Here is a 12971-nt window from a genome sequence, read left to right on the forward strand (position 1 = left end):
TGATAATTATGATATTGCTTATTTTGTATTATAACTTTGTATTGAAACTAAAAGTCAACCTCTATGGCAGTTGCCAAACAATTTCTCAAAAGCAAACCCCTTGCAAAAGTAACGTTTGAATTGTCGGCTGAGGCCGTCAACGGTGCTAAAACGGTCGCCCTGGCCGGTGAGTTCAATGGTTGGGACGCTAGCTCTCAGGTCCTGAAAAAGCAAAAAGATGGTTCATACAAAACAACCGTCGAACTGCCTGTAGGAGGTGAGTATCAATACCGTTACGTGCTCGATGGCACGAAATGGGAAAACGATTGGGCTGCTGATAAATACGTAGCCAGCGGTATATCGAGCGAAGAGAACTCGGTTGTTGTTCTCTAGGAAAGACATTTACGTCAAAAAAACGGGTAATCAGATTAGTCAATTAGACTCCTGATTACCCGTTTTCATTAAAGGTCTTTTACCAAATCAGGTAAACTAAACCGTAAAGCTATCTGATTCAACGTAAGCTTTAATCAACGCCACTTCACCGTCTTTACCCGGTTGCGAATTGCCGTGTTCCATCCCAAAGATAAACTCTTTGTTTTCGGCCTTTTGCTTCTGGTAAATGTATTTAAAGACGTTTTTATAGTTGATTTCGCCGGTTGTTGGTTCTTTACGTCCCGGATTATCGCCAATCTGGAAATAGCCGATTTCGCTCCAGCACCAGTTAATGTGCGGAATAATGTGGCCTTCGTTCTTCTGCATGTGATAGATATCGAACAGAATCTTACAGGCTGGACTGTTCACCGCGCGGCAGATTTCATACGTCTGATCGGACGTGCGCAGGAACAGGTTTGGCGTATCGCTGAGCGGCTCCAATACCATTGTCAGGCCAGCGGGAGCCAGAATATCGGCCCCACGACGTAGCGCATCGATAACGTGACCTGTCTGGATACCAATCGGCAAATTCCGTTCAAAATCGCCGGGTACAACTGTCGTGAATTTGGCGTTAACCCGTTTGGCCGTTTCTACCGCTTTCCGACAACCATTCAGGAAAATATCGACGAATTCCTGTTTGCCAGCCGCCAGTGTATTCTGGCTGTTTCCGCCTTTATCAAGCACAAAAACGCCCATCGCCATATTGAGCCGGGCCATTTCTTTAGCAATTTTTTCCTGCGTTGCTGCATCACGTCCCATCATGCCGTTATCTTCCAGTGCCGTAAAACCCATATCGGCCATAAATTTGAGCTGGTCGATCAAGTCTTTACCTGCACTGTTTTCGAACATACCGAAGTGCGGAGCGTATTTTAGCTTAAAATTATTTTTGGCCAAAAAGTTAGGCTGGGAATGCCAGTTTCCGGCTACAGATTCGCCTGCGACGGCAGCTCCTGCCAGTCCGAAAGTCGATTTTACAAAGTTGCGTCGTTGCATGATGGTTTCAGAACCGGGATTTAACAGATTGATGGACTCAAACAGATTTTGTTTTCGCTTCAAGAAGCAGTTTTATCCATCAACAAAATCAGCTTAATCCATCAATCCGTTAAATCTCGGTTTTATTTGCGTTTTAAACTTGCTAGATATTCTACTAAATCCACTAATTCCTGCGTACTCATGGCTTCCTGTAAACCGGCGGGCATCATCGACGAGTCGATTTGTTTCATCGAAACCACATCGGCCATTTTGTAATTCTGCACGGCCCCTCCCGGAAACTTCATTTGCAGGTCGGTTTCGGTTTTACTCGACACGATACCCGTCATTGAACTACCGTCTTTAAATTTCACGTCCCAGCCTTCAAAGCCAAAGCTAATACCGGCGTCGGGATGCAAAATAGCCAGATATTGGCCTTCCTTGGGCAATTTAGAACCGATTTCAGATAATTTCGGGCCGAAATCCTGCCCATCGCTGTTGACCTGATGGCAGATAGAGCAGTTATTTTTGAAGACACTTAGCCCTTTTGAGGCATCGCCAGTCATGGCTAATAGTTCGTCCATAGCCGGAAGTTTTTTACCGCCTGCGCCCTGACTACCATCCAGATAAGTGGCTGCCGTTTGCCGAATATTCCGACGCCAGTCGTTGCTAACACCCTGCACAGCCGCTTTTTTGTAATCGCCTTTAATATCGCCCGATTTCAACAACGCCAATACCATATCGGCCCCTTCGCCACTACCACCCAAGGAACGAGTTGCTTCCCGACGTAGTGGAGCCGAACGTTTCTCATCCAGAGCTACTGTTTTCAGCATATTGATGGATTCTTTGTTGCCAACCCGACGTAGCGCAATGAGCATATTGGTAGCGGCTTCGGCGTCGCTGCCGTTCAGCACACCCCACACCAACGTAGCACCCTGTTGTTTAAGAAGTTGACGAGCCGCATCACGACCCATACCGTCCATTGCCTTTTGAATAGCTAATTGCTTGAGCCGTTCGTTTTCTGAAGTTGGTTCGTAGCGAGAGACCAGTTCAATATATTCGGGCTTTCCATAAACGTCGGCCATGACTTTTGCCAGTGCTTCTGTAGCCACCGAGGAATTTTTTACAAAGGCCGGGTCGAGGTGACGTAGCGCCAGTTTTGTTACGTCGGCGGCCGGCGCTCCGGTAGAGCCGCTATTAGCTTGCAGAATTCCCAATAGTGCATTCGATTTTTCAGTAGCACCGGGGTTAAAATCAAAAGCCCGGAAATAACGTAGTCGCTGGTTCAGATCAACCGAAGCATCACCTGCCAGCTTTGCCAGCAAGGGCACCGATTCTTTGGTACGGGCCCGCCAGACAATATCTCTACCAGCGGCATTAGCCAACGGATCAACTTGCTTTGCCCATGCCGTGTAGTAGGTATCCCAATTTCCATCGGCACCGATTCCGAGTGCTTCCAGCGCCCAGCGATCCTGACCGTCGTACTGACTGGCCAGTTGCGACCAGAGTGCGGGTGCATCAGCCGATGTACTCCGACGTAGTGCTATGGCACATTCTCGACGTACCTGTGGATCAGGGTCTTTAACCAACTGTTTTACATAGGGAATAATATCAAGTTTACGCTCGCGAGCGGCACGTAATGCCGTGATACGTATATCTGGATTGTCGCTTTTCAGTGCCGATTCAATATGTTTTGTGCCTTTATCCAACTGACTCAGTAGCCACAACGCCCGTGCTTTCATGCGTGGATTATCTGACGTTTTGTACAGTTTCGCCAGCGCTTTTTCGGCTTTTTTTCCCATGCCGTGCAGTTTCTGCCAACCCGCGTAGCGGAATGCCATGCTGGGACTTTGCAAGGCTTCTATTGCTCCTTCGGTTGTCGATACGTCTAGTTTTGGAATTGTGTAAGGGGAGTTGGGTGGAGCAACTCGGTAAATACGTCCCCGTTTCTGATCGCCAGCCTGATGGCCGCCCACACCGGGATCATACCAGTCGGCAATAATCAGCGAACCATCGGGCGCTACGCATACATCGGCCGGGCGAAACCACTGATCACGTGCCCCTTCGAGCAGGTTCACGATCTCAGCTTTATAGCCAGCACCCTGCTTTTGCACCGGATACGAACGTACTACGTTAGGGCCAGCATCACAGTGAATTACTTGATTTCGGAAAACTTCGGGCAATAATTTCCCTTCGTAAACAATGATTCCGGTTGGCGAACCGGCTCCGGTTTGAAGCAGATTCGGTACTACCCCGGGATCGTTCAGGTGCCAGTGACGTAACGGAATTTCGGATTCAAGATTATCGCGGTTTGCCTGCCAGCCCGCTCCCGTCATCTCGTCGGTATAACCGTAATTTCCGTATTCCATTACGTAGTTAATCCGAACGCTTTTATTCCCGTCATCGTCGTTGTCAGACTGCCACATCGTACCATATGAATCGACAGCTATTTCGTAATTGTTGCGGAAGTTTTGTGCCAGCAGCTCTACGTTCTTTCCATCAGGATCGCAGCGAAACACCATGCCCTGCTTGAAATTTTGCTTGTTGATAGTTTTTCCACTGGCTACGTCCGTAATCGCATTACCATCTTTATCGAGCAATTGCTCGCCCGAGTTTCCAAAATTGAAATACCATTTTCCGTCAGGCCCAAACACAAACGTGTGCATGCCGTGGTCATGCTGTTCGCCACCGATTCCGGTAAAAAGTAGTTCTTTTTTATCGGCTTTATCGTCGCCATTTTCATCGGTAAATACCCAAACATTCGGGCTATTCGAAACGATAACTTTATTGCCATGCACCCAGATACCTAATGGTGATTCAAGTTCGGGGCCCTGATAAAATACTTTACTTTCATCGGCCTTTCCATCGCCGTTGGTATCTTCCAGAATCACGATCCGGTCGCCTTCTTTTTTGGTCGGGTTTCCGTTGATGGCTGGGCGATAGTTGTACGCTTCACAAACCCAAACGCGCCCCCGTGCATCAACATCGATATTGGTTGGATTGGTCAGCATGGGTTCGGCAGCAAAGAGCGTAGCCTCAAGCCCCGGCGCAATGTTCAAGCTACCAACGGCATATTTGGGATCGTGCTTATCATCGTCGCCAAGTTTCGCGAACAAATTCGTCAGATACGATTCCGACGCTTTGTTAAGGTTGCGATTCTGATAAGCTCCTACGAAAAGACCACCCACTACCAGACTGGCAGCCGATAGAAGAACAGTCTGTCGGGAGCGGTCAGACCGTTTTTTTGATAGAAATGAGAACATGTGTTTATCGCTCGGGTGAAGGATTTCAGGAAAAGGGTATACGTTACAAAATGCGTAACAGGGTGATTTATACCTATCCGTGTGTCATTTTCAGCCGATGAAGTTTGGAATTTCTTTAGGTTCAAAGCGCAATTTGGCCCATTTGATACGTAGTAACTGCTTGTTTTAATCTACGCGCTACGTAGTTAAATCTACCCACTTTCTACAATTAACGGTAATGCTGGTGTTGGTTTATTACGTAATACCTGACACTACATAGTGCGCAACACATCACTACGTTAGCGAGTATTATTTTGTAATGGGGCTGATTTCAGGGGAATCTCACGACGTAGTGCCGTAGCCATTTCATTCAACACGTTTCCCGAAGCCGCCTGATTACTTAGATTGATACGTTCAACAGGCTGTTTATCCAGATCATACAACTCTGTACTCTTCACAGAGCCATCCCTATAATTCCGCCACTCGATATATCGATAACGACGATTACGTACCGAATACCCAATCAGGTCAGGGCTGTTTTTATACGTCCACGGTCGTGGGAATTGGCTAACTGCTACCGACCGATGCGCTAGATTAGTATTATCAAGCAGTTTTACGAACGAACGTCCCTGCGTTTGTTTCGGAGAAGGCAACTGGCAAAGCGCCGTCAGCGTTGGAAACAAATCGATCAGCTCTATCAATGCCTCACTACGTTTATTTTTTGCTTTACGAAATGGCGCCGATACAATCAACGGAACCCGAACGTCGAGTTCATAATTCGATGTTTTTGTCCAAATCCCATGTTCGCCCAGATGAAAGCCGTGATCACTAACCAATACAACAATCGTGTTCTGACTTAAACCAAGCTCGTCAAGTTTTTGCAGTAAGCGCCCTATCTGCGCGTCGACATAGCTAATACTGGCGTAGTACCCACGACGTAACTGCCGCTTCGTAGCCTCTTCCAATTCTCCTTTAAGTGGTATATCCGTGTATCCGCGAAGTTCGGCTGAAAGATGTCCAGCGTAAACGGGCGCATCTGTAGGCATTTGTTCATTGGTTTGGCTGGCAAACTGTTCTGGTCGATATTTTTTCCAGTAACGTTCGGGAGCCGAAAAAGGCAGATGAGGTCGCCGGAAGCCAACCGCTAGAAAAAAGGAGTGCTTTTTTAACTGGTCCAGCGCCTGCATTGCCGCCTGCGCTACCCGCCCATCAACATAAGCAGTATCCGACACATCCGCCTGTTCGGTGGGAGCCGCTTTCCAGAATCCTTTACCACCGTTACGGATATTTTCGGGCAATACGTATTTACCGCCTGCTTCATCCGTAATATGCAATTGTTCCGGTACTGACCAAGATTGCGCATCCTGATGATCGGCAGGGTCATGAAAAATCTTACCAATGCACTGTGTTACGTAGCCTTGCTGTTTAAACTGCTCTGGCAATGTTACTACGTTCGGCAAGTACGTTCGAACGGGTGTATTAAGATCCCATACACGAATCGAATCGGGACGAAGCCCGGTCAGCATCGATGCCCGCGAGGGTGCACAAACGGCCTGCTGGCAATACGCTCGTGTAAATGTTATTCCATTACGAGCCAATTGGTCGATATTCGGCGTTTGCGCTATCGAGTCACCGTAGCAGCCCAGATTTGGTCGTAAGTCATCAACAACAATGAATAGAACATTCTGTCGGCCTTTCGCATACGTAGTATTTCGAGCGTATTGGAAGCTTAACCCAACTATACTGACAACGCTTAGTAATATACACAGGTGCAGCGATTTCATTATTCAATAAATTAGCTCATCAATAAAGAGCTGCCTTTTTGAAATTTGTATAAATGTACTACTTATTCAGCAAATCATTACTTTAGCATTTCCGTAGGTCGGTATACATAATTCTTCTACTACCGATCTCGAGTATGAATGGAAGCGACACCTAAGATAGAACCGATAATTACCACCACCATGGCCGACCAGGTGGAAGAACGACTACGTGAATACATTACGCATAAAGCGTTTAAACCGGGCGATGCTATCCCGAAAGAAATAGAACTAGCTGAAGCACTGGGCGTTAGTAGAAACGTAGTGCGCGAAGCGTTGAGCCGACTTCGGATGTTAGGTATGATTGAAACCAAGAAACGCCGGGGTATGATTCTGACGCAACCCGATATTCTGAGCGGATTGGAACGGATGATGCACCCGCACATTCTGGGCACCGATACACGGAAGCAGATTTTCGAGTTTCGGCTGGTGCTCGAAGTTGGTCAGGCAGCCTTGTTGTTTGCCCGAAAAACCGATGCAGGCATTCAGAAGCTGGAAAATATTGTTAGCCGGGAAGCACAGGTTCAGACGATTCAGGAAAAAGTTGATTGTGAAATTGCGTTTCATTCAGCTCTTTACGAAATGGCTGGCAATGAAACGATTAAGCGTTTTCAGGCCATGCTAATGCCCGTATTTGAATACGTAGTGGAATACGAAACAGATCATGATTTTCACACGGTTGGCTCGGTAACCCACCGCGATCTGGTAAACATTCTTAAACACGGTACGCCCGAAGAATTCGCCAGCGGAATGCTACGTCACTTAGAACCGCATTTGCTACGTCTGGGCTAAAATTTAACTATCCAACAAAAAAGTAGTAGAAAATTAGGAGTTTTTATAGTTGATTATTTATTTCGCATTTATATGTACTACATAAGTGCAAGTAGAGATGCAGATTACAGACATAACGACTCGCCTGATTCGTATTAGTGCCGGAGCCTGGTTTCATCCTCGACCAGTTCCGGCAGGGCACGTACCGTATTGGGATTTTCCGCTAACTACGTTGCATACCAGCGACGGTATTGAAGGATATACTATGGACTATGGCCCGCTGGGGCAGGGACGAGCCTCGGCTTATGCAGTGCACGATGTTTTTTATCATGATCTGGTCGGAAAAGATCCGCTGAATCACGAAGCCATCTGGCAGGCATTTCGGCAGAAACAACGGCATCTTTACAATCTACGCGAGGCCATTTGGGGAAATCTGGACGTAGCGTTGTGGGATATCAAAGGAAAAGCTGCGGGCATGTCTATTGCTAAGCTTCTTGGCCAATACCGCGATAAAGTGCCTACCTACGCTACGTGTCCCCCACAGACAATCACGACTCTTGAGGAACTGGAGCAGGAAGTAACGCAGAAGATTAAACAGAGATTTCGAGGTATAAAACTTCAGTTATCGGGCGGCTCCGCGCTGGATATTCCCCGACTTCGGAAAGCGCGGGAATTGGTTGGGCCAGATTTCCCGCTCATGCTCGATTCATCAGCCGTTTTATCGTTCGACGATGCCTTAAAGATTGGCTATGAACTGGATGAGCTTCGCTACGAATGGTTCGAAGAGCCATTTCCAGATGCGCACATTGGTCTGTTGAAAAAGCTGGCCGACTCCATCCGAACACCGATACTGGCTGCCGAAACGGTTGGTTTATTTGAATTACCGAATTACATGTGTCAGGGTGCCATTGACCTCATTCGGGGTGATGTGCATCATAAAAGCGGCATTACGGGTATTATGAAAGCACTGGGCATGTGCGAAATGATGGGTTACGGGCTCGAAATCCATACCGCCGGTGCTCCCCTACTCGATGTTGCCAACCTGCATGTAGGCTGCGCTACGCGATTGTCCCGGTTTCTGGAGAGCCATCACCCTATGTTTCGGTTTGGGCTAAAAAATGATCCGCTGGAGATTCGGGAAGATGGTTGCCAGTATTGCCCAACGGGGCCGGGTCTTGGTGTTGAGTTAGACTGGGACTGGCTTGATAATCATACTGTTGAAATAATCCGAGGTTGTTCCTATTAGTGTTACACATGCCCTTATCCGATGAATCTAAATCCAAAGCCTCAACTTGTCAATCGACCACTCGAAGCCACCGATATTCGGGGTAATTGGGCTACGTTGATGCTACCTATTAGCGACGATGACTCCATCGATTTTGGTCGGCTGACCGACGAAATCGATACGTTGATAAGCTTCGGCGTCGACGGTATTTATTCGAATGGAACGGCTGGGGAATTTTACAATCAGACTGAAGCCGAGTTCGACCAGATTCACGAATTACTTTCAAGGAAATGCCATGCAGCCGGAATGCCATTTCAGATTGGCGTCAGTCATATAAGTCCAATCCTGTCGCTGGAGCGGTTGAAACGGTCGCTACGTTGGGAACCCGGCGCTGTGCAGGTTATTCTACCCGACTGGTTTCCGCCCACTCAATCTGAAATCGTTACGTTCCTAAGCCGTATGGCGGCTGTTTCGCTCGATGTTCGGCTGGTGCTTTACAATCCACCTCACGCCAAAGTCAAGCTGACACCTGAGCAGTTTGGGCACTTAAAAGAAGCGATTCCGCAATTAGTTGGAGTGAAAGTACCGGGTGGCAATAGTGAATGGTACGCACAGATGCGGCAACATATGCAGGGCTTATCAGTCTTCATACCGGGTCATTTTCTGGCAACGGGCATACAAGAAGGCGCTCACGGAGCTTATTCGAACGTAGCGTGCTTGCACCCAAAACTAGCACAGCGCTGGTCAGATTTAACACAAACCGATCTCGGCCAGGCACTGACTTGGGAACAGGGTATTCAGCAATGGATGCGTGAATATATTGCCCCGTACATCACTGAGAAAGGGTATCCAAATCCCGCTTGTGACAAATTCATGTCGGTAGTTGGCGGCTGGTCGGAAGTAGGGTGCCGTATGCGCTGGCCGTACCGTTATATTCCGGATGAAGATGCAACAGCTGTAAGACTAGCGGCTCAAACGTTAATTCCCGCTTTCGCTGAGGAATTCGCGGACAAATGACTTCACGTAATTAAATGTCATTATTTCCATAAGGAATACAAAAAAATAGGTCACTTGCTTTGAACTTTCCAGAATTCTAAAGAACATTGTGTTATTATGTCCTACTTATTCACATAACAACAAAATACTCTTACTATTCCTACTTAATCCAATTTGTTATGCTAAAGTGTTCTATAATTCATGTTTGTAGCTGGCTGGTCGGACTAATCTTCTGGGTTAGCGCATCCAATAGTCAGGCGCAAACCCGATTGCAGGTGCAAGGGCAGGTTACAGGCGGAGACAACGACGGTTTACCGGGCGTAAGCGTCGTTATAAAAGGCACGACAACCGGTACTGTGACCGATATCAATGGCGCTTATACGTTGTCGGTACCGGCGACCAATGCTACGTTGGTCGTTTCCTTCATTGGCTACGTAACACAGGAAATTCCGGTCAACGGACGTAGCCAGATCAACATATCGCTTAAGGAAGATGTAAAGGCGCTGAATGAGGTAATTGTTGTCGGTTATGCCGAACAATCTCGTGCTAAAACGAGTGCATCGGTTTCGAAGCTCGACAATAAAGAGTTGCAGAATATCCCCTCAGCTAGTCCGGTGCAGGCATTACAAGGAAAAATGGCGGGAGTTTCCGTGCCGGTTCTGTCGGGCCAGCCGGGGGCAGCGGCTAATATTGTAATCCGGGGCGGCACTACGTTAAATCCGTATGGCACCAGCACCGGTACAGGCGGTGGCGATTTGATTGGCGCTATCCAGTCCAGTAATCCTTTGGTGGTTATCGACGGTGTTTTCCGGAATTTCAACGACGTAAATTCCGATGATATCGAATCCCTGCAAGTGTTGAAAGATGCTGCTTCGACTGCCGCTTATGGAGCGCGGGGGGCCAACGGCGTTATCATTATCAAAACCAAGTCAGGAAAAAATAATAACGGTCGTGGCAACGTAACGTTTCGTTACCAGCATGGCGTTGAAACACAGGCGCGTAATTACGAATATCTGAACGGACGCGACTACCTGACACTGGCGCGTAAAACCTGGGCTCGTGGGCTCGACGTTTTCGATATTAATACAAAGCTTTATTCGGCTGGTAATTCGGCTACTACGCCTACTTATACACGGCCCGGCCAGTATGGTGCTGCTTATTTTACAACAGCTTACCTCGATAATCTGGTTTCTGTGGAAGGACAGCCTTACGTCAATAATCTCCTAGCCAATGGCTGGCAAACTATCGATGATCCGCTCAATCCGGGCAAATCAATCATCTTCAAAGACAACCAGTATCAGGATCTTATCTGGAAAACGGCCAGTACCAACAATTATAACGTAGCAGTCGATGGTGGAACCGAACGTAGCAATTACAACGTATCGTTAGGCTACGTCGATCAGGGCGGGGTGTTTCTGGGAACGGGCTACAAACGGTTCAGCGGACTGGTAAATGCTGGTTTCAAAGTAAGCGACCGATTTAAACTTGACGCGAATCTGTCGTACCTCTGGAACGATAACAAATTCGTCGACAATACGCTCAATCAGCTGGTACGTGGGGTTCGAATTACGCCCCTAAACCGGATTTATGCTGAAGATGGTAAGCCTTTTCTAGGCGAAAGTGTATCGGTTCGGAACCGATTACACGAACTGTATTACCAGAATCTGAATGCCAATACCGAGCAAACTACATTCCGGCTGGCGGGTGATCTGGAAATCGTAAAAGGGCTTCACTACCGACCATCGGCATCGCTCTACGTTAATAATTACCAGTACATTTTCTTTGAGCGGTTTTTCCCCGGTCAGCAGGTACAACGGCAGAAAGTCGAACAGTCGAACCAGAGTCGACAAATCATGACCGATCACATTCTGCAATACGATCACACGTTTGGCTCGCAACATAATCTAACCGCTCTTGTTGGTTTCAACTTTACCCGATTATCAGCGTTTAACCTCGGCGCAAACGGACAACGGTCAACTAACGATTATAACATTACCATTTCGGGCGACCCGCAAACAACGTCGGTCAATGGCGTACAGCAACCGAATTTCACGGTTAGCTCTACGTTGAATGTCAGCAAAACGGCCAGCTTTTTCGGGCAACTTAACTACGATTACGACGGGAAATACTTGTTTGGCGCTTCGCTACGTTATGACGGTTTCTCCAGTTTTGCCCCAAACAATCAGTACGCGTTGTTTCCCTCCTTATCGGCAGGCTGGAACATTCATCGGGAATCGTTCTGGAAGGTGCCGTTCATGAATCAGCTTAAAATCAGAGCGAGTTACGGACAAACGGGCTTGTCGAACCTGAGCTATACTGATACGTATGGTGGCTACGGCGCACGGGCTTATGGTGGTAATGGCGGTATTCTCCGTACTACGTTGGCGAACCCGAATCTGCTTTGGGAAACGACAGAAACAGTAGATGCGGGTATCGATCTAAGCCTGTTCAACCGCGTTACGTTGACGGTCGACCTCTACAATAAACTCACCAAAAACCGGCTCGATAATTTACAGCTACCAACCGAATCGGGCTTCAACAGCATTCCGTTCAACATTGGTAAACTTCGCAACCGGGGTATCGAAATCGAGCTAGGTGCTACGGTGCTGAAAGCGGGAGCATTCTCGTGGAATACTAATTTCTCGTTTGCCTTTAACCGGACAACGGTGGTTGAACTGCCGCCAAATGGTCGGGATAAAAACCGGATCAATGGTGGTGCCGTTTATGACCCAGCACTGGGCCGCGATATTGACGTAGGTGGCTATGCCGAAGGCGAACGTCCCGGTGGCGTCTGGGCGTGGAAGTCGCTCGGCATTTACGCCACCGACGAAGAAGCGAAAGCCGCTCCACGCGATTTACTGGTTACGAGCGTCGCATTGGGGAAACCCAAACACGGGGGCGATGTGAACTGGGCCGACCTGAACAGCGACGGCCAGATCGACGGTAAAGATCTGGTATTCATGGGCTATCGCGTTCCAGATAAGATTGGCGGTATGCAGAATACGTTTAGCTGGAAAGGCATCACCGTTCGCTTCACGATGGATTACGCGCTCGGCCACATCGTCAGCAATGGTGCACTGGCCCGCTCTATGGGGCAGGCACGGGCTTCGAATGAAGGGGCACCCAGTCAGGCATTGAACAGCGATGTCTGGCAAAATCCGGGCGATGTAGGCAAAATATACCCTCGTTTCAGCTTCGGCGACGCCGATTTCGGCTACCGGAATCACTTACGTGGCGCATCGGCGGTCGGTTATACACAAGTTGGTCTGGAAGGCTACAGCACCGATAATTCCATTTACATTTCGAAAGGCGACTGGCTGGCATTCCGCGAGGTCTCTATCTCGTATCAGGTTCCCAAAACGATTACGAACCGGATCAAAACTGGTTCGATACAGCTCAACGCGGGTGTTTATAACCTGGGCTATTTAACCGGCTATACGGGTCTAAACCCAGAAGTCTATAAAGGCTTCGACGAAGGCGGTTATCCACGGCCTCGTCAGTTTACACTAGGTGCTACCATCCGTTTCTAACCTTTTC

Annotated in this window: 8 protein-coding genes; 5 read left to right on the plus strand and 3 right to left on the minus strand. The window is 48.1% G+C overall.

The features are described from left to right. The first annotated feature begins 63 nt into the window (after positions 1-63). Positions 64-372 (plus strand): isoamylase early set domain-containing protein, encoded by a 309-nt coding sequence (locus tag ACYVD4_RS03580; RefSeq protein WP_460942475.1) that lies wholly within the window; start codon positions 64-66, stop codon positions 370-372. 96 nt (positions 373-468) lie between these two features. Here ACYVD4_RS03580 and ACYVD4_RS03585 read toward each other — a convergent pair whose 3' ends face one another. From ACYVD4_RS03585 to ACYVD4_RS03595, 3 genes are all read right to left on the minus strand, one after another. Continuing rightward, positions 469-1404 (minus strand): hydroxypyruvate isomerase family protein, encoded by a 936-nt coding sequence (locus ACYVD4_RS03585; RefSeq protein ID WP_460942986.1) that lies wholly within the window; start codon positions 1402-1404, stop codon positions 469-471. A 122-nt stretch (positions 1405-1526) separates the two neighbouring features. Next, entirely contained in the window at positions 1527-4643 is a 3117-nt protein-coding gene (locus ACYVD4_RS03590; RefSeq protein ID WP_460942477.1) for a PVC-type heme-binding CxxCH protein, read from the minus strand. A gap of 278 nt (positions 4644-4921) precedes the next feature. Beyond that, positions 4922-6406 carry a sulfatase gene (locus tag ACYVD4_RS03595; protein WP_460942479.1) on the minus strand — a complete coding sequence of 495 codons (1485 nt, stop codon included), beginning with the start codon at positions 6404-6406 and terminating at the stop codon, positions 4922-4924. 138 nt (positions 6407-6544) lie between these two features. Between ACYVD4_RS03595 and ACYVD4_RS03600 the strand changes: the two genes are divergently transcribed. From ACYVD4_RS03600 to ACYVD4_RS03615, 4 genes are all read left to right on the plus strand, one after another. After that, entirely contained in the window at positions 6545-7234 is a 690-nt protein-coding gene (locus tag ACYVD4_RS03600; RefSeq protein ID WP_460942481.1) for a FadR/GntR family transcriptional regulator, read from the plus strand. A 97-nt stretch (positions 7235-7331) separates the two neighbouring features. Next, entirely contained in the window at positions 7332-8459 is a 1128-nt protein-coding gene (locus ACYVD4_RS03605) for a mandelate racemase/muconate lactonizing enzyme family protein (protein ID WP_460942483.1), read from the plus strand. Positions 8460-8480: 21 nt separating this feature from the next. Beyond that, on the plus strand, positions 8481-9455 hold the full coding sequence (locus tag ACYVD4_RS03610; RefSeq protein WP_460942485.1) for a dihydrodipicolinate synthase family protein: 975 nt from the start codon (positions 8481-8483) through the stop codon (positions 9453-9455). Positions 9456-9613: 158 nt separating this feature from the next. Continuing rightward, complete coding sequence (locus ACYVD4_RS03615; protein ID WP_460942487.1) at positions 9614-12964, plus strand: SusC/RagA family TonB-linked outer membrane protein; 3351 nt, start codon at positions 9614-9616, stop codon at positions 12962-12964. Positions 12965-12971: the final 7 nt, after the last annotated feature.

The organism is Spirosoma daeguense (genome assembly GCF_054776875.1).

Coding starts and splice junctions, on each gene's coding strand:
- ACYVD4_RS03610 (WP_460942485.1), top strand. CDS start 8,481: ATGAATCTAAATCCAAAGCCTCAACTTGTCAATCGACCACTCGAAGCC.
- ACYVD4_RS03585 (WP_460942986.1), bottom strand. CDS start 1,404: ATGCAACGACGCAACTTTGTAAAATCGACTTTCGGACTGGCAGGAGCT.
- ACYVD4_RS03605 (WP_460942483.1), top strand. CDS start 7,332: ATGCAGATTACAGACATAACGACTCGCCTGATTCGTATTAGTGCCGGA.
- ACYVD4_RS03600 (WP_460942481.1), top strand. CDS start 6,545: ATGGAAGCGACACCTAAGATAGAACCGATAATTACCACCACCATGGCC.
- ACYVD4_RS03595 (WP_460942479.1), bottom strand. CDS start 6,406: ATGAAATCGCTGCACCTGTGTATATTACTAAGCGTTGTCAGTATAGTT.
- ACYVD4_RS03580 (WP_460942475.1), top strand. CDS start 64: ATGGCAGTTGCCAAACAATTTCTCAAAAGCAAACCCCTTGCAAAAGTA.
- ACYVD4_RS03590 (WP_460942477.1), bottom strand. CDS start 4,643: ATGTTCTCATTTCTATCAAAAAAACGGTCTGACCGCTCCCGACAGACT.
- ACYVD4_RS03615 (WP_460942487.1), top strand. CDS start 9,614: ATGCTAAAGTGTTCTATAATTCATGTTTGTAGCTGGCTGGTCGGACTA.